General features: G+C 63.4%; 21 protein-coding genes. 13 read left to right on the forward strand and 8 right to left on the reverse strand.

The window, feature by feature from the left end:
* Positions 1 to 8: 8 nt before the first annotated feature.
* The 5 genes from VPH46_RS05570 to VPH46_RS05590 form a co-directional block, all read right to left on the reverse strand.
* Entirely contained in the window at positions 9 to 341 is a 333-nt protein-coding gene (locus tag VPH46_RS05570) for an ArsR/SmtB family transcription factor (protein WP_042469209.1), read from the reverse strand.
* 187 nt (positions 342 to 528) lie between these two features.
* Positions 529 to 3,498, reverse strand: coding sequence for a Tn3 family transposase (locus VPH46_RS05575; RefSeq protein ID WP_416609607.1), 2,970 nt, complete (start codon positions 3,496 to 3,498; stop codon positions 529 to 531).
* Positions 3,499 to 3,589: 91 nt separating this feature from the next.
* A complete protein-coding gene (gene merA, locus VPH46_RS05580; protein ID WP_004213247.1) occupies positions 3,590 to 5,008 on the reverse strand; it encodes a mercury(II) reductase in 1,419 nt (472 codons plus the stop codon).
* Between the two features lie 37 nt (positions 5,009 to 5,045).
* The gene (locus tag VPH46_RS05585) at positions 5,046 to 5,375 is read right to left on the reverse strand and encodes a heavy-metal-associated domain-containing protein (RefSeq protein ID WP_082052513.1); all 330 of its coding nucleotides are present in this window, start codon (positions 5,373 to 5,375) and stop codon (positions 5,046 to 5,048) included.
* Between the two features lie 12 nt (positions 5,376 to 5,387).
* A complete protein-coding gene (locus VPH46_RS05590; protein ID WP_014072602.1) occupies positions 5,388 to 5,783 on the reverse strand; it encodes a mercuric transporter MerT family protein in 396 nt (131 codons plus the stop codon).
* Between the two features lie 76 nt (positions 5,784 to 5,859).
* Here VPH46_RS05590 and VPH46_RS05595 point away from each other — a divergent pair, with 76 nt between their 5' ends.
* Positions 5,860 to 6,282: a MerR family transcriptional regulator gene (locus tag VPH46_RS05595; RefSeq protein ID WP_014072603.1), complete on the forward strand. Its 423-nt coding sequence runs from the start codon at positions 5,860 to 5,862 to the stop codon at positions 6,280 to 6,282.
* Positions 6,283 to 6,452: 170 nt separating this feature from the next.
* Positions 6,453 to 7,013, forward strand: coding sequence for a recombinase family protein (locus tag VPH46_RS05600; RefSeq protein WP_004213255.1), 561 nt, complete (start codon positions 6,453 to 6,455; stop codon positions 7,011 to 7,013).
* Positions 7,014 to 7,350: 337 nt separating this feature from the next.
* Here the strand turns inward: VPH46_RS05600 and VPH46_RS05605 are convergent, their stop codons facing one another.
* The gene (locus VPH46_RS05605; protein WP_126053488.1) at positions 7,351 to 7,905 is read right to left on the reverse strand and encodes a helix-turn-helix domain-containing protein; all 555 of its coding nucleotides are present in this window, start codon (positions 7,903 to 7,905) and stop codon (positions 7,351 to 7,353) included.
* Between the two features lie 288 nt (positions 7,906 to 8,193).
* Here VPH46_RS05605 and VPH46_RS05610 point away from each other — a divergent pair, with 288 nt between their 5' ends.
* Entirely contained in the window at positions 8,194 to 9,153 is a 960-nt protein-coding gene (locus VPH46_RS05610) for an Abi family protein (protein ID WP_042469203.1), read from the forward strand.
* Between the two features lie 61 nt (positions 9,154 to 9,214).
* On the opposite strand, the gene VPH46_RS05615 is transcribed toward VPH46_RS05610, so the two are convergent.
* Positions 9,215 to 9,484 carry a metal-sensing transcriptional repressor gene (locus tag VPH46_RS05615; RefSeq protein ID WP_042469202.1) on the reverse strand — a complete coding sequence of 90 codons (270 nt, stop codon included), beginning with the start codon at positions 9,482 to 9,484 and terminating at the stop codon, positions 9,215 to 9,217.
* An 86-nt stretch (positions 9,485 to 9,570) separates the two neighbouring features.
* On the opposite strand from VPH46_RS05615, the gene VPH46_RS05620 reads away from it, so the two are divergent.
* The 10 genes from VPH46_RS05620 (at position 9,571) to VPH46_RS05665 (ending at position 21,740) form a co-directional block, all read left to right on the forward strand.
* A complete protein-coding gene (locus VPH46_RS05620; RefSeq protein ID WP_061780291.1) occupies positions 9,571 to 10,896 on the forward strand; it encodes an MFS transporter in 1,326 nt (441 codons plus the stop codon).
* Positions 10,897 to 10,937: 41 nt separating this feature from the next.
* On the forward strand, positions 10,938 to 11,312 hold the full coding sequence (locus tag VPH46_RS05625; RefSeq protein WP_061780292.1) for a hypothetical protein: 375 nt from the start codon (positions 10,938 to 10,940) through the stop codon (positions 11,310 to 11,312).
* A 53-nt stretch (positions 11,313 to 11,365) separates the two neighbouring features.
* The gene (locus VPH46_RS05630; RefSeq protein WP_042469198.1) at positions 11,366 to 12,625 is read left to right on the forward strand and encodes a TolC family protein; all 1,260 of its coding nucleotides are present in this window, start codon (positions 11,366 to 11,368) and stop codon (positions 12,623 to 12,625) included.
* Positions 12,622 to 13,776, forward strand: coding sequence for an efflux RND transporter periplasmic adaptor subunit (locus VPH46_RS05635; protein ID WP_042469196.1), 1,155 nt, complete (start codon positions 12,622 to 12,624; stop codon positions 13,774 to 13,776). The genes VPH46_RS05630 and VPH46_RS05635 overlap by 4 nt, the downstream gene beginning before the upstream one ends.
* Positions 13,773 to 17,006 carry an efflux RND transporter permease subunit gene (locus VPH46_RS05640; RefSeq protein ID WP_042469194.1) on the forward strand — a complete coding sequence of 1,078 codons (3,234 nt, stop codon included), beginning with the start codon at positions 13,773 to 13,775 and terminating at the stop codon, positions 17,004 to 17,006. Before VPH46_RS05635 ends, VPH46_RS05640 begins: the two co-directional genes overlap by 4 nt.
* Positions 17,007 to 17,113: 107 nt before the next feature.
* The gene (locus VPH46_RS05645; protein ID WP_042469303.1) at positions 17,114 to 17,761 is read left to right on the forward strand and encodes a HupE/UreJ family protein; all 648 of its coding nucleotides are present in this window, start codon (positions 17,114 to 17,116) and stop codon (positions 17,759 to 17,761) included.
* Complete coding sequence (locus VPH46_RS05650; protein ID WP_416609616.1) at positions 17,761 to 18,363, forward strand: hypothetical protein; 603 nt, start codon at positions 17,761 to 17,763, stop codon at positions 18,361 to 18,363. Before VPH46_RS05645 ends, VPH46_RS05650 begins: the two co-directional genes overlap by 1 nt.
* Positions 18,364 to 18,407: 44 nt before the next feature.
* Complete coding sequence (locus tag VPH46_RS05655; protein WP_042469191.1) at positions 18,408 to 18,725, forward strand: DUF6488 family protein; 318 nt, start codon at positions 18,408 to 18,410, stop codon at positions 18,723 to 18,725.
* A 949-nt stretch (positions 18,726 to 19,674) separates the two neighbouring features.
* Positions 19,675 to 19,866 carry a hypothetical protein gene (locus VPH46_RS05660; protein WP_042469189.1) on the forward strand — a complete coding sequence of 64 codons (192 nt, stop codon included), beginning with the start codon at positions 19,675 to 19,677 and terminating at the stop codon, positions 19,864 to 19,866.
* 44 nt (positions 19,867 to 19,910) lie between these two features.
* Positions 19,911 to 21,740, forward strand: coding sequence for a ParB/RepB/Spo0J family partition protein (locus VPH46_RS05665; protein ID WP_042469188.1), 1,830 nt, complete (start codon positions 19,911 to 19,913; stop codon positions 21,738 to 21,740).
* A 166-nt stretch (positions 21,741 to 21,906) separates the two neighbouring features.
* Here VPH46_RS05665 and VPH46_RS05670 read toward each other — a convergent pair whose 3' ends face one another.
* Positions 21,907 to 22,272, reverse strand: coding sequence for a hypothetical protein (locus VPH46_RS05670; protein ID WP_042469187.1), 366 nt, complete (start codon positions 22,270 to 22,272; stop codon positions 21,907 to 21,909).
* Between the last annotated feature and the right edge of the window lies 1 nt (position 22,273).

The raw sequence follows: 22,273 nt of genomic DNA on the forward strand, positions 1-22,273 counted from the left end.
GCGTCCTTTCAGCAGCAGGGGGTGAGTTCGGCGACGAGCGGCGCGCACAGCTCCGCATTGCCGGCGCAGCAGTCCTTGACGAGGAACAGCGTCAGCGCGCGCAGGCCGTCCAGATCGACACGGTAGATGATCGAGCGGCTATGCCGTGCGGAGCGGACCAGGCCAGCGCGGGCGAGGATGCCGAGGTGCGCCGACAGGGTGTTCTGCGGCACGTCGAGCTGACGCGCGATATCGCCGGCAGCCAAACCATCCGGTTCGTGCCGTACCAAGAGGCGGAACGTGTCAAGGCGCGTTCCTTGTGCAAGAGCACCCAGCGCCGAGATGGCATCCTCGTTTTCCATATATCCAGCATAATGGATATGCTTGGTGTGTCCAGCCCCGTATACCCTGCCTTACCGGTCGTTGGCCGGGATGGTTGGGGCCAGGGCTTGGTTGATGCGACAAGCAGCGACCCTGTTGCGGCTACCAGGCGTCACCTCAAGGTTTGTTCGCCAGACAACGATTTCTCGGACATAAGCGGAACATGGGCTACGCTACACGCTTCAACCGCGCCATTGGCTCGTTGAGTGGGTGGAATTCACCTGCTGGAAGTCGCCTGGCCTGCTCCCAGAGGTAATCGCCGGTCAGACTGATGTGCGCCCAGCCCATCGGAGAAAGGTGCGCAAGCAGTGCCGCATCGAACGTCGTGCCGACAGCGTTGAGGTGCTGGGCGGCCCGGTCGAGATAGACCGTGTTCCAGTAGGAAATCGCCGCAATCAGCAGGTTCAGCCCAGATGCGCGAAATTCCTGATTTTCCAGCGAGCGATCGGTGAACCGACCCTGCCGGTTGGTATAGATGGCGGCGGCAAGCGTGTGCCTCGCCTCGCCTTTGTTGAGACCGGCCTGACAGGCACGTCGCAGTTCCGGTTGTTCAAGCCAATCGAGCGTGAACAAAGTGCGCTCGATACGGCCCAGTTCAGCCAATGCAAAATCCAGCCTGTTCTGGCGTTTGTAGGCGGCAAGTTTTCGCAAGATTACTGACGGCGCCACCGTGCCATCCTTGATTGAGGCGACAATCCTGACGATGTCATCCCAATCGGCCTCGATCGCTGCCGTTTTGATGGTGCGGCCCATCAGATTTTTGATGCCCTTGTATGTCGATGGCGCAGCGATCGAACCCAGCTTGCGGTCGCCAATATCGCGCAGCCGGGGCGCGAAGCGGAACCCGAGTAGGTGGCAGAGTGCGAAAACATGATCGGTGGCGCCGCCGGTATCGGTATAGTGCTCATGCAACGGAAGGTTGCCGGCGCCCAGGACAAGCCCGTCGAGCACGTAAGGCGCTTCACCTGCCGTCGCGGACATGATCCGTGATCCGAATGATGCGAAGTGATCGGAAAGGTGAGAATAGATTTTCACGCCAGGTTCGGCGCCATATTTGGCATTGACGTCCGCCGCCCCTGAACGGCTCCGCCCCGACCGGAAGAACTGGCCATCGGACGACGAACTGGTGCCAGCGCCCCAATGCCGCGCGAAGGGTAATTCGTGATGGGCTGAGATGATCATGGCCAGCGCGGCCTGATAGTTCTCGGGTGAAAGATACCAGTTGTGGGTCCATGCGAGTTGGGCATAGCTGACGCCTTCGCTGGCATTGGCCATCCGCTCCAGCCCGAGGTTGGTGCCATCAGCCAGAATTGCGGCGAGTACCGTGCTGGGGTTGTCGTGCTCCTTGCCTGAGCGCAGGTCACGGAATGCGTTCAAAAAACCAGTGCGTTCGGCGACTTCAAGCAGCAGCTCGGTGATGCGCACGCGGGGAAGCAGGGTATCGAGCTTGCGATCGAGGGCTTCAGCTTCCGGTGGGGTGACAGGCGGCATTTGCTGAAGCTTGAGCCGGTCTCGTTCGAGCGACACTCCCTCAAGCTTGTTTGTTTTCAACTGCTTGGCAAATCGGCGCAGCCGCCAGTCAAGATTTCGTGCCCGGTCAGCGAGGTAGGATGCAGCATTTGAATCGAACGGAAGCACATCCGCCACTTTGGCGGCGTCGCGCCGACCCAGCAAATAGGCATCGAAGCGCTGATAGTTGCGGGTTCCCTCGATCCATACATCACCGGCGCGCAAACGATCACGCAAGGTTGCCATGATCGCAATTTCATAACGTCGGCGGTCGATACGGCCGCTTTCGGTGATGAGACGCTTCCACTGCCGATTGGGGAATGGCAGTGGAACGCCATCGGGAAGGTCGCGCGACTTTCGTGTGTTCGCATCGCGAATGACATCGATGGCTTTGATCAGTGCCGTCCCTGTTCCAGACGCCTTGAAGGTGAAGGTGTCCAGAAATGCCGGGCTGAGACGCCGTAGCGTGGCGTAACGCTCGGTTGCCGTTACCAGTGCGTCCTCGCCGGCAAGATCAGCAAGGGCATCTACTTGGGCCTTTGCCGCAACAAGCCGGTGCCAGCCCACCGCTTCGTCAATCAATTCGAGCGGATCGCCGCCATTCTGGACAGCCTCATCAAGTGCTGTAATCGTGGCGCCAAACAGCCGCATGAGTTGCCCCACCGACTGAATACTATCTTGGTAGCGACGCTCGCGCCCACGCCGCGCGCGCGTGAACATGCCGCCGATAAGTCGGTCAAACATTTGGATCGCGGCATCGGCAAGTCTGGCCTCAAGGTCGATCACTGCGGCCGTCAACGTCGCCCGCCTGCGATTGACGCTGTAATCCGAAAGCAGGAATGCCGGTGCCACGCCGCCCTCGCGGACAAATTGGGCAAAGCGGAATTCCGGAATGGCGCCCCCAACTACCGGGTGGATACCTATGCCGCGAACATAGCGCAGGCGCTCAAGCAAGCCATTGATATTGGCCGCAGTCGGGGCTTCTTCGAAATTACGCAACCACGCCAGCGGTGTCATGCCGAAATCCGGGTTGTTGGTTACGAGTTCGTCTAGCCGTGTCAGTTCAGCAGAGCTGAGGCCTTCGACGATTGCGGCTGCGGCAGCTTTGCGTGCGCGTGCCCGGCCAGCAAGACCGGCGCGTTCCAGTGTGTCGCCCGACGGAAGAATGAACCGCTCACCCTTCAGGCCAACCATGAGGGCGCGAACAATCGGTTCACCTCTGTCTGTATACTCGGCGGCTTGCGCGGCAAGATTCAGGGCAAGTGCCAGGTCGCCGCGTCGAAACGGGCGTATGCCAAGATAACGCGCCACGAGATCGGCATGATCGGTACGGGTTTGCGCGCGCTGACCATATGCAGAGAAGGAGGAAGGATCGACGAATAACTGTGCCGCGAGGTACTGAAGAATGACGTCGGGAAGCCCGATCTCGGGTTGCAGACCAAAGCCGGGATGTCGCATCAAAGCGATTTGTGCAGCCAGACCGAGGCGATTTGCTGGACCATAGCGGCGCCCAACCAATTCAACATCTTCCGCAGAAAGGGTATAATGCCCAATGATCGCGGTTTCTTGGACAGGAGGATCGAACAGGCGCCGGCGCTCGTCTCCGGTCAGAAGTCGGCGTCGTGCCATTTTGCTCTCCCGCTGAGGCGAATAACAAAATTGACACCAAAGCGGCTTGCACTGGAGGGAGGCCATTCGTTGCCGGTTGATCCCCGAGCAATCACCCGGCGCAGCAAGACAGTTTGGCGACATCCTTATCAAACGTTTGGGCCGCCAGTTTGAGGCCTTCCACAGTGGTCAGGTAAGGAAATATCGTTGCACCCAATTCCAGGGTGGTCATGCCGTGTTTGATCGCCAGCACCAGTGTCTGGATCGAATCCGCGCCTTCGGGTGCCATGATCTGGCCGCCCAGCAAACGGTCGTTCGCCTTGTCGGCAATCAGTTTGATGAGACCCCGCGTATCGCGTGCTGCCAGTGCCCTTGGCACAGCATCGAGCGGGAGCAGCGAAACCTTGATGTCCAGGCCTTGCGCCCGTGCTGTCGTTTCAGTGAGGCCGGCGCTGGCGACTTGCGGGTCGGTGAAGACGACGGATGGCATGGAGGAATTGTCGTAGCGGTATTGGTTGCCCGTCACCGCGTTGCGCGCGGCCAGTTTTGCGCCATAGGCGGCCATGTAGACGAACTGGTCCCGTCCCGTTACATCGCCCGCCGCGTAAATGCCTGGAACCGACGTTTCGAGGTGGTCATCGACGACGATTCCACCATTACGGGCAAGCACTATGCCGCGCTCCTCCAGCCCAAGCCCGTCGCTATTGGGTCGGCGTCCGGTGGCGATGAGCACCTGTTCCGCCGCGACGGTGTCACAATGCCCCTCGCAGGTCAATTCGACCCCGCTCTGTGTTTGGGCGATACGCTGATAGCCGACACCTGCGCAAACCCGCACGCCCTCGGCTTCCAAATAGTTTTTCAGCGCGGCACTCACTTCCGGGTCCATTTCGGGGAGCAGGCGGCTTCGGCAGCAGATGGTGACATCAACGCCCAGACGCGAAAACATCTGTCCCAGTTCTACCCCGATCACCCCGCCACCGATCACCAGCAGCGATTTGGGCAAGCGATCCAGCGCCAGCGCCGATGTGCTGGTTAGGTAGGGCACGCTGTCCATCCCCGGAATCGGCGGCACGGCGGCGTGCGCACCCATCGCCAATATGACCTTGCCGACCTTCATGGGCGCATCGCCGACAATCAGCGCACCATCGGCAAAGCGTGCCTTGCCCTCGATATAGCTCACACCGTCATAGGCGGGCAGCAGATCGACATATTTTTTTTGGCGCAGCGTCGTGACAAGATCGTCCTTCGACGCCGCCAATACGGACCAGTCATCCATCTGGACAGCGCCCCCAAGGCCGGGAAAGCGCGCGGCGGCAAGCCCACCATGCACCGCTTCGGCGGCGCGGATCAGCGTCTTGGAAGGAACGCAGCCAACATTGACACAGGTGCCGCCAATCGTGCCGTGACCGACGAGCGCCACTTTCGCGCCCAGATCGGCAGCGGCGATCGCGGCGGAGAACCCGGCAGAACCCGCGCCGATGACGGCCACGTCAAATCCTTCCTGCCCGGGGCGGTTGCAACAGTCGTTCATTGCTTATCGCTTTCTTGAGGCGCTGGCGGCGCCCCGCTCAGTTTTGAATAGCGCGCGCCGGATAACCCGCGTTGGTTGATGCAGCGGCAATCGCAGCAGCATTGGTGCGGCGCGGGTCATAGGTTGCGCGCGCGGTCTTGGCTGCGAAATCGACCGTGACCGCCGTTACCCCGGCGACGCCTTCCATCGCCTTCTTCACGGTGATCGGGCAGGTGGCGCAGGTCATGTTCTCTATGGCAAAGGTGGTTTGCTTCTGAGCGGTTGCGGTAGCCGCGGGGCGATCTTGCGCCGTGCCACTAACTGCATAGGCGACCCCGCCGCCAGCCATAGCCAGCACGGCCATAGCGATACATACTGTCTTTTTCATGGGTATTTCCTTTCAATAGAACCAGGGTGCCCACCAGTCGATGGTGAGCGCCAGGATGGCGACGGCAAGGCCCAGCCACAGCACCGCCTTGGTGGTCCAAGCCGATTGTGGACGAGCGCAGTAGGAACCGTCTTCACAGGGCGGTTTCGGCTTGAAATAGACATGCCAGAAGCCGTAGCCGAGCAGCGCGAGCGTTACGCCTGCGACATAGGGCTTGTAAGGTTCGAGCGCCGTCAGGTTGGCGATCCACGCGCCGGAAATTCCGAGCATAACCAACAGTAGCGGGACGACGCAGCAAGCCGAGGCGAGCCCCGCGCCGATCAATGCGCCCGCCGCAACCCAGTTTGCCTGCTTCGGCTCGTGGTTTTCGGTGAGGGCTGGCTGTCCCGCTTCCGGCGTTGAGACCATGGCTTGAATCCCTTGTTCCAACTGAGTGATTCGCAGTGTAGGCTCTGTAGCCACTACAGACTCAAGAGGTATTTTCATGGAGCAACAGGTCGGCATCTTGCGTGCCCAGCTTGCCCGGAAAACAGGCTGCAATCTCGAAACCATCCGCTATTACGAGAAGGTGGGATTGCTGCCGGGGCCGCCTCGCAGTTCCAACGGCTACCGCGTCTATTCGCCGGAACTGGTGCAAAGGTTGCAGTTCATCCTGCGCGCGCGCGACCTTGGCTATGCAATGGATGAGATACGGTCATTGTTGTCGCTCACCGATACCGGTGCACAAACCTGCGCGGAGGTTATGGCGAGAACCGAACTCCACCTTGAAGATGTCCGCCGCCGCATTGCAGATTTGCAGAAGATAGAGGTGACGCTGGCGACCACGTTAGCCAGATGCACTGGAGATGACGTTGCCGAATGTCCCATCCTGGAAGCACTCCAGTTTTTACCCCATCAAGGCAATTGACGCCATCTTTGAGGGATTTGATTTTGTGATGTCAGCTTGGAGTATAGCCTAACCGGACGTCAGGGCGCTACCGCGGTTTCTGTCAGATTAGGGTACTAAACGGAATTTGTTGACGAATGTCGTTGCGTATCATAGATTTCAACCTGACATTTTGATGGAGAGAGTGCGCAGTGAAGGGGCAACGGATCGGCTATGTCCGGGTCAGCACGTTCGATCAGAATGTGGATCGCCAATTGGAAGGTCAGTCGCTCGATCGGACCTTCACCGACAAGGCATCGGGCAAGGACGTCAACCGCCCCCAGCTTGAGGCTCTGCTCACTTTCGCCCGCGAAGGCGATACCGTCGTCGTCCACAGCATGGATCGGTTGGCCCGCAATCTGGATGACCTGCGCAAGCTGGTCCAGGGCCTCACCAAGCGAGGTATCCGGATCGAGTTTGAGAAGGAAAGCCTGTCCTTCTCGGGGGAGGACTCCCCGATGGCCAATCTGATGCTCTCGGTCATGGGTGCGTTTGCTGAGTTCGAGCGCGCCCTGATCCGCGAACGGCAACGCGAAGGCATTGCGATCGCTCGGCAGCGCGGCGCCTATCGGGGGCGGAAACGGTCGCTCTCGGATGAGATGATTGCCGATCTGCACCGCCGCGTTGCCGCCGGTGAACGCAAGGCGACCATCGCGCGCGACATGGGCATCAGCCGCGAAACCCTCTACCAGTACCTTCGCGCCGCTGCCTGACACCAATGTTCACATTATGTCCGGAAAATCGTTGTTCAGCGTACAAAGCTTGAGGTGACGCCCGATAGTCCCCGGCATAGGCCACGATGACATGGTTGAGCTTGCCGCATGAAGGGCAGGTCGATTGGCGTGTCTCTTCGGTATAGCTCATGAGCTTCCCCGGGGTTTGGGGTCAGCGCCCCGCTGTGCTAAATCAGCGAGCGTAGGGATTGGCGGCGTCATTACCCCTTTTGGAAGGGGGCCATGCTTCTGCCCGAAGCGCCAATCCCTACGTTCCGAACCGGCCTTGGACTGACCGGCCCCACACGCCGCTTTCGCGGCGCGCGATCCTTGAAACCTATGCCGTTTTCGTCTCAGCCTTCGCGCGTCGGCGCTTGTTCTGATCCGTCACCTTCTCGAACTCCGGCGCGATCGTCTCCAGCTTGGCGATCAGTCCGGACAGATCGTAGCCATTGCTGTCCTGGCCCTTGTGCCGCTTGAAGCGCTCGACCCGTTTGATGAAACCCTTCGTCTCCAACGCGGTCAGGTGCCGCTGAACCGTCCGTGCGTCCTTGCCCATACGGCGGGCGATCGTGTCCTTGGCAGGATGCGGATCGTGATCGGCCGACCACCAATGGCTGATGAGCTGAAGCAGCACGTTCAACTCGTCAGGCTTCAGACCCATCTTGGCCTGGCCCCACAACAGGATCGACGGGATCATGCTGTAGCCACGCGACAGGACGGCATCCGGCCACTTGTCCTTCCGCTTCTTCGGCTTCGCCACCGCCGCGATCGAAAAGACGTTCGATCCTGCCTCCTTTGTGGTATCGTCGGGTTGCTTGCTCATGATGGTGGAAATAGCACATTCGCGCACCATTTCCAGAGGGGGTGGGGAGACAAAAACGTCGCCCACTCGGAGACATTGTTGTCCCTAGTGAGGGAGGCACCAATGTCTCACGAAGCACAGTGAGCCCGTAAACACGATACCGTGTAATCAGGATAAGGAAGCATATAGGGCGGAGACAGATTTGCCTCCCCCAAAATTTGTCGGAGCGCGTTTGCCTCGCCCGAGCGGTCACGCGGCGACCCGCCGTCAATTTTTAATTGAATCCTCAGACCCGAACATCTAGATAGAGGACAACATGGCCGTCCCCGCTGTTGCCTATGGCATCAAGGGGCGGCCTTCTTCATATCTGGGGCGATGCTTCCGCCCTACGCCAAACCCCATCTCAGCTTCGCCGACCAGCTCGCCCTCCTTGAAGGCCGCGGTTTGGGCGTCACCGACCAAGCCAAAGCCATCCGCCATCTTGAGCGAATCGGCTACGGTCGCCTGTCGCCCTATTGGCAACCGCTGCAAGAGCGCATCCCCGATCCCGACGATGCCACGCGCACCATTCGCACCGACCAGTTTCAAGCCGGTGCCGAGTTTCGCCATGCCGTCGATCTCTATCTCTTCGACAAGCAGCTCCGCTTGCTCTTCCTCGATGCCATCGAACGGATCGAAGTCGCGCTGCGCGTCGATCTCGCCCATGCGCTCGGGAATCGTGACCTGTTCGCCCATCGATCGGTCGCCTACCTCGATCCCAATCGTGCGAACGCTAATTTTAAAGGCACGACCCGGCACCTGAGCTGGTTGGCGAAGGCGGACGATTCCGTCGACCGCTGTAAAGACGATTGGGTGTCGGAGTTCTACAATACCTACACGCCGCCAATGCCGATCTGGATGGCTGTCGAGGCATGGGATTTTGGAACGCTATCCTGGCTGCTCGAAATGGCGCATCCCAACGACCGTTTCGCCATCGCAAAACGCTATAATCTGCTCCCCGACACGCTGGTGAGCTGGATCAAGAGCCTTGCCTTCGTGCGCAACATCAGCGCGCATCATTCCCGGCTGTGGAATACCGGCATCATCAACCAGCCCCAGGTGCCCAAAGCGTTCGAGGCGCCGCGCATGGTCCATATCGGCAACGACGTCGTGCAGCGGAACCGTGTCTATGGCGCGGCGGCAGTTGCCTCCTATCTCGCCAAGCGGATCAATCCGGGCACATCGTGGAGTGGCCGGATGAAAGCACATTGGCTTTCCTTCCCCGAAATGCCATTCGCCAGCGCCGCGCAGGGCGGGTTTCTCGAAGGCTGGGATCAGGAAGCGATCTGGGCCTAATGCGCCCGGTAGCGGTCTTCAGGAGGTGTGCCACGTGGCACACCCCTCGCCGCGCGGCGCATCACCAGTATTTTGAGATCGCGCGGAACTGCTCCACCGCCGCCTTGGTCCCCTCACCTTCTTCGGCATGGACTAGGCAATGGTCGATATGATCGTTGATGAGCGCGCGCTTGGCGCTGGCGATGGCGTTTTCGACCGCTTGAAGCTGTTGCGCAATATCGACGCAGGGGCGCTCCTCTTCGATCATGCCGACGATGCTACGCAGATGACCAGCGACGCGGTTGAGCCGTTTGACGATTGCGGGGTGGCTGGTGTGAGCGTGATGGGCCATCCCCTTATTTAGTGCGCGTGAGGGGCTGCTGTCGAGTATCCCCCAGGGGGGATAGACTCGATCCCCCGGGGGGATATAGCGCGATCATGCTCAGTGTCCTCGCCAACCGCACGTATCGGCACCTTTTCCTCGCGCAGATCATCGCGCTTGTAGGAACGGGACTGGCGACGGTCGCGCTCGGCTTGCTCGCTTACGACATAGCTGGCGGCAGTGCCGGGGCGGTGCTGGGGACTGCGCTTGCGATTAAGATGGTCGCCTATATCGGCGTCGCGCCGATCGCCGGCGCGTTCGCCAATCGCGTGCCACGCCGTGCCTTGCTGGTCGGAATGGACGTGATCCGCGCCGGTGTCGCCATTTGCCTGCCGTTCGTGAACCAAGTCTGGCAGGTCTATATCTTGATCTTCGTCCTGCAATCGGCATCGGCCGCGTTCACGCCAACCTTTCAGGCTACGATCCCGGACGTCCTCCCGGAGGAACGCGACTATACCCGCGCGCTGTCCCTGTCCCGCCTCGCCTATGACATGGAGAGCCTGACGAGCCCGATCCTCGCGGCCGGTCTTTTGACGGTGATGAGCTACCACTGGCTGTTCTCGGGCACCGCGATAGGCTTTGTCGCGTCGGCGCTGCTGGTCGTATCGACCGTCCTGCCCCGACCGGCGCCGGTTGAGGCCGAGGGCGGCATCTACGACAAGACGACGCGGGGCACGCGTATATACCTCGCGACGCCTCGCCTGCGCGGATTGCTGGCGCTGACCCTCACCGCTGCCGCCGCGAGCGCAATGGTGATCGTCAACACCGTCGTTATCGTGAAAGGCATGGGCCTAAGCCAGCGCGACGTCGCGTTGACCCTCGCCGCCTTCGGGGGCGGCTCGATCACCGCTGCGCTGACCCTGCCTCGTATCCTCGATCGGATTGCGGATCGGACCGTCATGCTGGTCGCCGCCGCTATCCTGACGTTGGCGCTCGCGGCCCTCGCCGCGATCACCGCCATCATGCAGCCAGGCCCGGCCTACTGGCATGTCCTGCTCGGCGGATGGTTGGTGCTGGGCGTCGCCTATTCAGCGAGCGTCACGCCATCGGGACGGCTGCTACGTCGGTCGGCGAACGCCGATGATCGCCCCGCATTGTTCGCGGCACAATTCGCACTCAGCCACGTCTGCTGGCTGGTCTGCTATCCGCTCGTCGGCCAGCTCGGCGCTCGCGTCGGAATGGAGGCGGCGTTCGGTGCGATGGCCGTTCTTGCTGCGATCGGCACCCTCGTCGCCGTCCGTATATGGCCCGCGAACGACCCCGACGTGATCGCGCATGAACATAGCGACCTCGCCGCCGATGATCCGCATCTCGCGGTCCACAGCCACGGCGAACATCCCTATGTGATCGACCGTCGCCATCCAAAATGGCCGGGTAAGTGATTTCCTTGCCCCGTTCCCAACGTCCGCCTACGCTGCGCACGATGGCGATGCGTCGTTCCTCTTCCGCGCTGTTCGGAGCCGTGCTGGCGCTCGTCGCCATGCTCGGCCTCGTCGCGGCGTCGTCGTGGCACAGCGCGATGGTCCATGACCATGTGCCCGTGCAAGTCGCCGCCGTCGACCATGACCATGACCATGCGGCTGCGGCCGAGCATAACGATCACGCTCCCGCCAAGCAGACTGGCGGCGACAGTCCGGTGCATGTTCTCGCTCATGCCGCTGGTCATTGGGTCGCCTTCGACGGGCCGACGACTGCGAAAGTGCCGGCGATCGTCGCCGCTCGCGCGTGGTCGATCCTCACCACATCGCTGGCGAGCGGTATCGATCCTTCCAAGCTCCTGCGCCCTCCCCGCGGATGAGTCTCGCCGGCGCGTGACGCGCCGACAGACTTACCCCTGGAGGATTATGGATTATGAACGGCAGTTATCGCCGGCAGCGCGTGCTTGCGCTGGCCGGCACGCTCGCGGCGCTATGGCCCGCGGGTGCAGCGTGGTCGCAGACCGCGCCCCCTTTCGCACAGCTTCTGAACCAGACGCGCGATGTGCCCCGCGTCACGGTCTTGGAAGCCGACGTCGCCCGCGCGCGGGGCCTTGCCGAGCAAGCTCGCGCGCGGCCTAACCCGTCGATCAACGTCTATGCCGAAAATTTCGCGGGCGACCTCGATCGCAACGCGCGCAACCAGCAGCAAACGACGTTCCAGATCGATCAGCCCATCGAGCTGGGTGGCAAGCGATCAGCCCGGATCGCCGCCGGTGAAGCCGGCATCGTCGCGGCGCAGGCGCGCAATCGCGATGGTCGCCTTGTCTATGCGACCGAGCTGGCACGCGCCTATGCCGGCGCCGAGATCGCCGATCGGCGCATCGCTATTGCCGAGGACGAAGTTGAGGAGGCGACCGACGACCTGAAGGTGGCCCGCGCCTTGGTCGGCGCTGGCAAGGAAGCCCGCCTCCGGCAGGTGCAGGCTGAAACAGAACTCAACACGCTTCAGGCCGACCTCGAAAACGCGCGCGCCCTCAAGACGGCCGCGCTGGCACGCCTGTCCGCGCTGGCCGGTATTACAACCCCCTTCACCGGCCTGTCGGAATCACTCTTGGATCGGCTCGACGCCAAGCCGGCGTTCGGCCCCATCGACCCTATGCAGGCGACGATGGTGCGCGTTGCAGAAGCCGAACGGGACGCCGCAGCGCGAGCGGTGACGGTGCAACAGCGCCTCGCCATCCCCAACGTCACCGCGCAGCTCGGCGTGCGCCAGCTTCGCGTCGCGAGCGGCCCCGCCGTCGTTGCCGGCATATCCGTCCCGCTGCCCCTCTTCGATCGCAACCGGGGCAACATCTCGGCGGCACGTGCCGAACTGCAAGGTGCCGAGGCGCGTGCCGCAGCAGCCCGGCTCGAAGCCGAGGCGGGGACACGCGCTGGTCTCGCACTGGTAGAGGCAGCCGACGCTCGCGCCGCTGCCGCGCAGCGGACGTTGGCGACCGCCCAAGAGGGCTATCGCCTCGCTCGCGTGGCCTACGAGGCGGGCAAAAGCCCGCTGATCGAACTCCTTGCCGCGCGTCACAATCTCGGGGTCGCCCGTGGCGTCATCCTCGACGCCGCCGCAGCGCGCCTCGACGCTCGCGCCAATCTGGCCCGTCTGCAGGGCCTCACCATCACCGGAGAAGCGGTGCAATGACCGATAAAAATCGTCTCTACACCGGCGCCGCCATTGGCCTGGTCGCTGCCGCTGCGCTTGGGTTCGGCGCTGCGCGCCTCACCCAATCGTCCACCCCCGCCCCTGCCCCTACGGAAGCCGCAGCGCCAGCAAAGCCGTCGAACACGGTCGCGATGACGCAACAGGCGCTTTCAGCATCGCAAATCACTGTAGCCCCGGCGGCATCCGGCGAGCTGGACGCCGCGATCCTTGCCTCCGCCACGGTCGAGGCGACGCCCGACGCCGAGGCGGTGCTGACCGCGCGCGCGCCAGGCACGGTCAGCCGTATCATGGTCCGCATCGGCGATCCGGTTCGCGCCGGCCAGACCCTTGCATTGGTCGAGAGCCGCGACGCTTCACAAATCGCAGCCGACCGCTCGGCCGCATCCGCGCGCGTCACCCTCGCCGCGCGTCAGCTCGAACGAGAGCGCGGTTTGCTCGCGCAGGGTGTGACACCCCGCGCCGACTATGAATCGGCACAGGCCAACCTTGCCGTCGCCCAGGCCGACGCTCGCCGGGCTAGCGCCGCCGCGGGCGCGGCTCGCGTGTCGGGCGACGGTCGATCGGTTGCGGTCGTCAGCCCCGTTTCGGGGCGCGTTACCAATGCCGGTGCCAATCTCGGCCAGTTCGTCGCGGCTGAAACCGAGCTGTTCCGCGTCGCCGATCCGAGCCGGCTTCAGATTACCGCAAGCGTCCCGCCTGCCGATGCTGGCCGTGTCCGAGAAGGCGACAGGGTAGAGCTGACCACCACAGACGGTCGCACGATAGAAGGGCGGGTGCGTTCGGCGACCGGCGTCGTCGATCCGCAATCGCGGACCGCGACGGTCGTCGTCACGCCGACCGCCGGCGGCAGCACGCTTGCCCCGGGCCAGCTTGTTCAGGCTCGCATCCTCGCCAGTGGCGGGGCCGCAAAGAGCGGCGTGATGGTGCCGCAAGACGCGGTGCAGACGCTTGGCAGCGACAGCGTGGTGTTCGTCCGCACCGGCCAGGGCTTCCGCGCGCAGCCGGTTCAGATCGGCAGCCGATCGGGCGGGATGGTGGCGATCACCGGCGGCCTTGCCGCCGGCACGCAGATCGCCACCACCAACGCTTTCCTTCTCAAGGCCGAGATCGAGAAGGAGTCGGCGGAATGATCGGCCGCATCCTCTCCCTTTCGGTCCGGATGCGATGGCTTGTCGCCTTCCTGACCCTCGTCGTCATCGGCTTCGGCCTCTGGCAGATCACCAAGCTGCCGATCGACGCCGTGCCCGACGTCACCAACCGGCAGGTCCAGATCAGCACCTTCGCGCCGACGCTGGGGCCGGTCGACATCGAGAAGCAGGTGACGTTCCCGGTGGAGACGGCGCTTGCCGGAATACCAGGGCTTGAGATGACCCGCTCCATCTCACGCAATGGCTTCAGCCAGGTGACAGCGGTCTTTACCGACCGCACCGATATTTACTTTGCGCGCCAGCAGGTGACGGAACGGCTCGCACAGTCGCGCGACAGCCTTCCCGCCAACGCGCAGCCGATCCTCGCGCCGCTCAGCACCGGGCTTGGCGAGATCTTCTTCTATTCGGTCGCCTTCCGCCATCCCGACGGCAAGGGCCTGAAGACGGTCGACGGCAAACCGGGCTGGCAGTCGGACGGCAGCTACCTCACCCCCGAGGGCGAGCGGCTGACCACCGAACTGGCGAAGGCCGCCTATCTCCGCACGGTGCAGGACTGGATCATCCGCCCGCAGATGCGGGCGGTGCGCGGCGTCGCCGGCGTCGATTCCAACGGCGGCTATGTGAAGCAATATCTGATCGAGCCGAACCTCAACGCGCTCGCCAGCTATGGATTGTCCGTCACGGAGCTGGCGGATGCGATGGAGCGGGCCAACCTCTCCGCCGGGTCGAACTATGTCCGCCGCGCTGGCGAGAGCTTCCTTGTCCGCGCCGATGCTCGTCTGAAGTCGATCGAAGACATTCAGGAAGCCGTCGTCGCGACCCGCAACGGCGTCCCCGTTCGCGTCAAGGACGTGGGCCAGGTGGTGATCGGCGGTGCGGTCCGCACCGGCTCCGGCAGTCGCATGGGATCGGAAGCGGTCATCTCGACCGTGCTGATGCTGGTAGGCGACAACAGCCGCATCGTCGCGACAGACGCCGCCGAGAAGCTGACGCAGATCAACAAGGCGCTGCCGCCCGACGTGTTCGCCGAGCCGGTCTATAACCGCTCAAAGCTCGTCAACGCGACGATCGCGACGGTGGAAAAGAACCTGACCGAAGGCGCGCTGCTCGTCATCGTCGTGCTGTTCCTGCTGCTCGGCAACATCCGCGCTGCGCTCATCACCGCCGCAGTCATCCCGATTACCATGTTGATGACGGCCGCAGGAATGAACGGGCTGGGCGTGTCGGGCAATCTGATGAGCCTCGGCGCGCTCGATTTCGGGTTGATCGTCGACGGCGCCGTCATCATCGTCGAGAACGCGCTTCGCCGCCTCGCCGAACGCCAGGAGCATGAAGGCCGGCTTCTCACCCGCGAAGAGCGGATGGAGGAAACGACGCTCGCGGCCAAGGAGATGGTGCGGCCGACCGTTTATGGTCAGCTCATCATCTTCCTCGTCTTCGTGCCGCTGCTCACCTTCCAGGGCGTTGAGGGCAAGACGTTCGCGCCGATGGCGATCACGTTGATGGTGGCGCTCGCCTCTGCTTTCGTCCTGTCGCTTACCTTCGTTCCCGCGATGATCGCGATCGTCGTCAAGGGCCGGGTCAGTGAGACGGAAGTGAAGCCGATCCGCTGGTTCAAGGAACGCTACGCCCCCGTGCTGGGCCGGGCTGTCGCCCGCCCGATGCCCTTCATCCTGGGCGGTGTCGGCGTGTTCGTCGCGGCCGTGCTGAGCTTTGGCTTCCTCGGCGAGGAGTTCATGCCGCAGCTCGACGAGAAGGACATAACCGTCACCAACTTCCGCGTGCCATCTGCGTCGATCGACCAATCGACGCAGATGCAGCTCCAGATCGAGAATGCATTGAAGACGCTGCCGGAGGTGGCGCTGGTCTTCTCCAAGAACGGTAACGCCGACCTCGGCACCGATCCGATGCCACCCAATGCGTCGGATACCTACGTCATCCCCAAGCCGGAGAACGAGTGGCCGACGGAGGTGAAAAGCAAGGAGGACATTCTTCGCCGCATCGAGGAGCGGATGAAGCCGCTGATCGGCAACCGGACGGAGATCCAGCAACCGATCCAGATGCGCTTCAACGAGCTGATCGCCGGCGTTCGCGCCGACGTCGCGATCAAACTTTACGGCGACGACCTCGACGCGATGAGCGAACAGGCGAAGCGCATCGCCGCCGTCATGCGCACGATCCCCGGCGCTGGCGACGTGAGTGCCGAACAGACGTCCGGCGCGCCGACCTTCGACGTGCAGATCGACCGTCAGGCGGCGGGCCGTTACGGCCTGTCGGTCGAGGAGGTGGCGAACACCGTCTCGGCTGCGCTTGGCGGGCGTGAGGCCGGGCTGCTGTTCGAGGGCGACCGGCGGTTCGACGTCGTGGTCCGCCTGCCCGACGCGCAGCGGGACGACCTTGAGACGCTGGGGTCGATCCCGGTGATGCTGCCCGCTGCCGAAGGTCAGGTGGCGCGCTCGATCCCGCTAAGCCAGGTCGCCCGGTTCAACTACACCCAAGGGTTGAACCAGATCAGTCGTGAGAACGGCAAGCGGATGGTGGTCGTGCAGATCAACGTGCGTGGGCGCGACCTTGGCGGGTTCGTCGAGGAAGCGCAGGCGAAGATCGGCCAGATGCAGCTCCCCGCTGGCATGTATACCGAGTGGGGCGGCACCTTCGAGAGCCTGCAATCGGCTCGGCTACGCCTGCTGATCGTGGTGCCGATCTGCTTCATTGCGATCTACGCCCTGCTCTACATGGCGCTCGGCAGCTTCGTGTCGGCGGCGATCGTGTTCTCGGCGGTGCCGATGGCGCTTGCCGGGGGCGTGTTTGCGCTGCTGCTGCGCGGCATCCCCTTCTCGATCACCGCAGCGGTCGGGTTCATCGCCCTGTCGGGCGTCGCCGTCCTCAACGGCCTCGTGATGATGAGCGCGATCGGGAAGCATCGCGAGGAAGGGGCGAGCGACGATGACGCGATCGTGGACGGCGCAATGGAGCGCGTCCGCCCGGTGCTGATGACCGCGCTGGTGGCATCGCTCGGCTTCGTGCCGATGGCGCTCGCCACCGGCACAGGTGCCGAGGTGCAACGGCCGCTCGCAACCGTCGTCATCGGCGGCCTCATTACTTCGACCGCCCTGACCTTGCTGGTGCTGCCAGCGATCACCGCCCTGGCGGGCCGGTGGTCGCAACGGCGACGCCCCGACCCTGCCACCCCGACGCACGCGCTCGCGTGATGAAGCGGAGACAATTTACCGTGGAAACATCATCCAACCGCCCGTGGCGCCTCCCGCTGCACTTGAGAGGGGTGACGACGTTCCTTGCCGTCGCCACCGCGACGTTCATGGCAAGCGCCGCCTATGCACATGGGGTCGCCGAAGGCGATCAGGCATTCATCGAAACGATCAACGGACCCGCCCCTGGCGCCTTCCTCTATCTCGGCGCCAAGCACATGGTCACAGGTTACGACCATCTGCTGTTTCTGTTCGGGGTGATCTTCTTCCTCTACCGGATGAAGCAGGTTGCCGCCTACGTGACGCTGTTCGCGATCGGCCACAGCACGACGCTGATCGCCGGCGTTCTGCTCGGCACCCACGTCAGTCCCTATGCGATCGACGCGATTATCGGTCTGTCGGTGGTCTATAAGGCGCTCGACAATCTCGGTGCCTATCAGCGGTGGTTCGGCGTCCAGCCTAACGCCAAGGCCGCGGTCCTGATCTTCGGCCTGTTCCACGGCTTCGGCCTCGCGACCAAGCTCCAGGACTTCGCGCTGCCATCGAACGGCCTTTTGGTGAATCTGTTGTCGTTCAACGTCGGCGTCGAAATCGGCCAGTTACTCGCTCTGTCCGCGATCCTGATCGTCATGGGCTACTGGCGCCGCACCGCCAGCTTCCGCCGACATGCCTTTGCCGCGAACGTGGTCCTGATGACCGCGGGCTTCGTCCTTACCGGCTACCAGCTCGCCGGCCTCATTCTCGAAGGGAACGCCTGATGAAAAACGCCAATCTGCCAAACGTCGGCGATCTCCCGACGCTGCGCCAGCTCAACCGGGCAACGGCGCTTGCCTTCGGCGTCGCCGTCGCGCTGCTCGCGACGACGATCCTGCCCGCCGAATACGGCGTCGATCCGATCGGGACGGGCCGCCTGCTCGGCCTCACTCGCATGGGAGAGGTCAAGCAGGCCGAACATGCAGCCGAGACCGCCACAGTCCCGGCGACCACGGCGCCGGCTTCGCCGGCTGCAAGGTCGAGCGTGCCGGCGACCGCGCAGACGGCCGAGGTGAAGATCACGCTCCAGCCCGACGAAGGTCGCGAAGTGAAGGCAGACATGCGCGCTGGCGACCGGATCGCCTACGCCTGGTCGACCGGCGGACCGGAGGTCCGTTTCGAGCTTCACGGCGAGGAACACGACGCGCCGGCAGATAAATACACCAGCTACGAGAAAGGATCGTCCGCCGGCGAGAAGGGCGATTTCCAGGCTCCTTTCGACGGGATGCACGGATGGTATTGGCGCAACCGCACCACTGCGCCCGTGACCATCACCGTGACGGCGACCGGCACGTTCCGCAGCTTCGCTGCGAAGCCGAAAACCTGATCGTAGCGATGCACTCCACCCTTTCCACCACGAGGAGACTACCCATGAAATACGCAGTCCTAGCCGTCGCGGTATTGGCCGCAGCCCCCGCCGCCGCCCATCCCGTTCACGACGAGGAAGCGCATAGCCAAGCGCCCGCCGAGGTGGCGCGTCAGCACGTCGTTCGCATGGTGACGCAATCCAAGCTCGCCCCGAGCTGGTCCAAAGCAAAGGTCGAGGGCACCGCGCAGCGGACCGCCAACGGCGCGCGTCAGACCGTCGTGACTTTCACCAATCCCTCCGAGCCTGTCGCACGGCGCACGCTTCACGTCGTGATTGGTGCGGACGGCAAGGTTGTTTCCGCCAACCCTTCGGCGAGCTGAATAACCGGCTCGTTGCGGGACCATACCCGAGCCGGCAGCCCTTCGGGGTTGCCGGCCAACTTGGCGACGGACCCGCGAGGCGTGAGTCCGGATTAATGAGGAAGCGGAATGGTTGACGTGCGCATCTGCGCCGCCACGCTACTTATGATGACCGTTGGCTGTTCGGAGCCGTCACCAAATACTCGCGACACGTCGGAGATACACCGACCTCACTCAATGACGCGGGTCTTGGAACAGCGATACGTCACATGCGCAGACGGCAGCCGGGCCGACATTGATTTCCTCGACGACGGTTTGCGCATGGCCGTGACATGGTTGCCGTCCGGGCCGACCGAGATTCTGGCGGCGTCCAAGACAGGAGAGCCCTTCACGGGGCGTCACACGCGTGCGATCATGGCCGGAGGAACGATCGCATTCGAGCGCGGTCGCACTCTCCTACGCATCTGCCAACATCCTCACCGATGATAATGAGCGGGTCTGACGCTTCGGCGGTGAAGACGGCGAAATCCATACCATCAGGCTTGAAGACCCTGCGCGACCCTGACGGGCACGGCCCTATCGGCGCGTTCGCGCCGACCGAGCCACCGTCCCGGCGTCTCGTCCCAAAGGGTAACGATCCTCGCGTGAGGTGTGCCACGTGGCACACCTGCGGACGCGCAAAGATGCGAGACGCTCCCCTGTAGAGCGCCACGGCCCTCCCCCGGAGGCCCGCCAGCGCGGGGAACACCAAGGGCTGCTGCCCTTTCGTTCCCGAAGGAAAATAGACGGCCCCGTGTGGTCCGCCAAGCGCGGCACCCGACGCCCTAAGGGGCGTCGGCCGCGCTAAGGCGGCCTGCCCGCGCCAGGCCATCGATTTTCCTCCTCCCTCCCCATCCCGCTCCTCGCCGGAGAGGCAGACCCGGTTGCTGCGGCAACCGGCTTTCAGCCGCAGGAAGAAGGAGGAAAGAGAATGGCTTACACCCGATACAAGGGCGATCCCTACTGGAAACGGGCCAATGTGGACGGGACCAGCGCGGACGGCACCCCCTACCGCCGTGGCGAGCGCGTGTTCTTCTATCCGCGTTCCGGCGCGACCTACGCAGGGGACGGCGCGGCGCGCGCATCGGCCGAGTTTGACGAACTCGCGAGCCTCGAAGGCTGACCCCTCCCCCATCACCGAACCTTATTCAGATCAGGAGCATCATCATGGGTATCATCACCGTCAAGCTGTCGCAGCTTCGCCTTTCCCCGCTCAATCAGCGGCGCGTGAAGCCTTCCGCCGTCGAGAGCATGGCCGACGACATTGCCGCGCACGGCCTGTTGCAAAACCTTGTCGCCTATGAGGACGAGGGCCTGTTCTATGTGTTCGCCGGAGGGCGGCGCTATCGCGGCCTCAAAGAACTGGCGAAGCGCAAGCAGATCAAGAACAGCGACGCGTTTCCCGTCGAGGTCCGCACCAAGGAAGAGGCCATCGAACTGTCGCTCGCGGAGAACTTCCAGCGCGAGGACATGCACCCGGCAGACAGCATCCGCGCCTTTGCGGCGCTACGCGATACCGGCATGGACGCCGAGGAAATCGCTGCCCGGTTCGGTCAGGCGGTCAGCTTCGTCTATAAGATGCTTCGCCTTTCCGCGCTGGCACCGGCGCTGATCGACCTGATCGCCAAGGACCAGTTGTCGCTTGAGGCGGCGCGCGCGCTCACCCTCACTGACGACCACGACCAACAGGTGAAGGTATGCAAGGCGGCGAACGGCCACGCCCACACCATCCGGCGGATGCTCACCACCGAGAAGGTGGACACCACCAGCGGCGCGTTTATCTTCGTCGGGCGCGACGCCTACGAGGCGAAGGGCGGGACGATCACGGTAGACCTGTTCAGCCAAGGGGCCGAGGGGTTTGCCGACCATCCCGAGCTTGTGCAGGAACTGGCGGAGGACAAGCTGGACGGTATCGCCGACGAGTATCGCGCGATCGGTTGGCATGAGGTCCGCGCCACGCTGGACCGGCCCTACGACCTTTACATGAAGGGCAGCCTGTATCCGGCCACGCGCGAGCCGACCGAGGACGAGGCCGCGCGGATCGAGGCAATCGACGTCGCTATCGAACAGATCGCCGAGGCCGAGGGCGAGGACAGCGACCGCATCGCGCCGTTGTCCGATCAGCGGGATGCGATCACTGAGGGCTTGCGCGGGTTCAATGCCGAGCAGGTCGCGGTCGGGGGCGTGGCGCTCTGGGTTTCGCATGACGGATCGCTCGGCAAGAGCTTCTATCGCGCGAAGGCCGAGCCGAAGCCCAAGGCGAGCAGCGGCGAGCCGCAGCCGCTCTACAGCAACAGCCTTGTTGCAGACCTGTCGCGGATCAAGACCCGCATCGTGCAGGAGGCGGTTTCAGCCGACCCGGCGCTGGCGCTGGATGTGCTGCTGGACAGCCTTGCGGGTCAGCTACTCCACGGCGCGCACAGCTATCAGATGGCGATAGACGTGCAGGCCAAGACCATCGCGACCGATGTTGCCGACGACCTTATGGCGACCAGCGACGTGCGGGAGGTCGAAGAAACGATGGCCGACCGCTTCGCATCGGTCCCAGCAGATGGCCGGTTCGAGGTCATTCGCGCCATGAGTCACGACGACAAGATGGCGCTACTCGCCGGATTGGTGGCGATGACGGTGGACGGCACCTTGTTCGCAGGCGGTGCCCCCGGTGCGCGTCACCATCACTTTGAGCAGGTGGCCCGCGCGACAGGCGTGGACATTGCGACCCGCTGGCAAGCCCCCATCGCCCTGTTCGACAAGATGCGCCGTGCGGCCCTTATCGACCTACTCCGCGCCGAATGCGGCGATGCCAGCGCCGACAACTGCGCAACCATCAAGAAGAAGGCAGACTTGGCGGTCAACGTGTCGGGGCGGCTCGCTTCGCACTGGCTTCCCGCGCCGATGCAGATCGGGGCGTTCGACCAGCCCGAGCGGCACGAACTGGACGATCCCGACGCCGATGCCTTCGATGGCGAGGACATGGAGGCCGACGAAATGGCGTAAACGGATACGGGGGGCGGTGATAATCACCCCCTTTTCTCGACCAACCGCCCAGCATCAGCCCCCTCGCCGGCGCGACAGCCATGCTCTGCATGGCCGTCGCGCGCGCTGCCCTTGCAGATCAGCGCACGCCGCCCGCCCACAAGGGACGGGCGGCGCGATGGCGAGTTTAATCGTAATGCGGGCCATCTACGTGAGTGCCGCTCAAATCGACGCCGCGCCGAACTGCCACGAGGTCGAAACGCTTGAAAAATGCGAGCGCTTCCCCCGGCGTGATGCGCAATTCGACAGCACGCACCTCTGCCGGGGCTGGCTCAAACTCAGCAGACCGAAGAAGATAAGCCACCAGCGACACATCGGTCACGGGTGTCCCCTGGTTCTCCCCAGAAGCGATCCTGAATCCAATGACACGCTCGTCGCTTTCAGCTTTTCCCAAAGACACCAGATGGCCGGCAAGCGCGACATTATCGGAAATGTCCGCGGCAACGGTTCCCTTGAAGTCGTTGTATTGGACGCCAGCGTTGAAGGTATCCATT

The organism is Sphingomonas sp. MJ1 (PH-R8) (genome assembly GCF_048058635.1).
Taxonomy (GTDB): Bacteria; Pseudomonadota; Alphaproteobacteria; order Sphingomonadales; family Sphingomonadaceae; genus Sphingomonas.

Bases quoted from the DNA above. Each gene is read 5' to 3' on its own strand.
- VPH46_RS05570 (WP_042469209.1), bottom strand. From the start codon at position 341: ATGGAAAACGAGGATGCCATCTCGGCGCTGGGTGCTCTTGCACAAGGA.
- VPH46_RS05575 (WP_416609607.1), bottom strand. From the start codon at position 3,498: ATGGCACGACGCCGACTTCTGACCGGAGACGAGCGCCGGCGCCTGTTC.
- merA (WP_004213247.1), bottom strand. From the start codon at position 5,008: ATGAACGACTGTTGCAACCGCCCCGGGCAGGAAGGATTTGACGTGGCC.
- VPH46_RS05585 (WP_082052513.1), bottom strand. From the start codon at position 5,375: ATGAAAAAGACAGTATGTATCGCTATGGCCGTGCTGGCTATGGCTGGC.
- VPH46_RS05590 (WP_014072602.1), bottom strand. From the start codon at position 5,783: ATGGTCTCAACGCCGGAAGCGGGACAGCCAGCCCTCACCGAAAACCAC.
- VPH46_RS05595 (WP_014072603.1), top strand. From the start codon at position 5,860: ATGGAGCAACAGGTCGGCATCTTGCGTGCCCAGCTTGCCCGGAAAACA.
- VPH46_RS05610 (WP_042469203.1), top strand. From the start codon at position 8,194: ATGCTTCCGCCCTACGCCAAACCCCATCTCAGCTTCGCCGACCAGCTC.
- VPH46_RS05615 (WP_042469202.1), bottom strand. From the start codon at position 9,484: ATGGCCCATCACGCTCACACCAGCCACCCCGCAATCGTCAAACGGCTC.
- VPH46_RS05620 (WP_061780291.1), top strand. From the start codon at position 9,571: ATGCTCAGTGTCCTCGCCAACCGCACGTATCGGCACCTTTTCCTCGCG.
- VPH46_RS05625 (WP_061780292.1), top strand. From the start codon at position 10,938: ATGGCGATGCGTCGTTCCTCTTCCGCGCTGTTCGGAGCCGTGCTGGCG.
- VPH46_RS05630 (WP_042469198.1), top strand. From the start codon at position 11,366: ATGAACGGCAGTTATCGCCGGCAGCGCGTGCTTGCGCTGGCCGGCACG.
- VPH46_RS05635 (WP_042469196.1), top strand. From the start codon at position 12,622: ATGACCGATAAAAATCGTCTCTACACCGGCGCCGCCATTGGCCTGGTC.
- VPH46_RS05640 (WP_042469194.1), top strand. From the start codon at position 13,773: ATGATCGGCCGCATCCTCTCCCTTTCGGTCCGGATGCGATGGCTTGTC.
- VPH46_RS05645 (WP_042469303.1), top strand. From the start codon at position 17,114: ATGGCAAGCGCCGCCTATGCACATGGGGTCGCCGAAGGCGATCAGGCA.
- VPH46_RS05650 (WP_416609616.1), top strand. From the start codon at position 17,761: ATGAAAAACGCCAATCTGCCAAACGTCGGCGATCTCCCGACGCTGCGC.
- VPH46_RS05655 (WP_042469191.1), top strand. From the start codon at position 18,408: ATGAAATACGCAGTCCTAGCCGTCGCGGTATTGGCCGCAGCCCCCGCC.
- VPH46_RS05660 (WP_042469189.1), top strand. From the start codon at position 19,675: ATGGCTTACACCCGATACAAGGGCGATCCCTACTGGAAACGGGCCAAT.
- VPH46_RS05665 (WP_042469188.1), top strand. From the start codon at position 19,911: ATGGGTATCATCACCGTCAAGCTGTCGCAGCTTCGCCTTTCCCCGCTC.
- VPH46_RS05670 (WP_042469187.1), bottom strand. From the start codon at position 22,272: ATGGATACCTTCAACGCTGGCGTCCAATACAACGACTTCAAGGGAACC.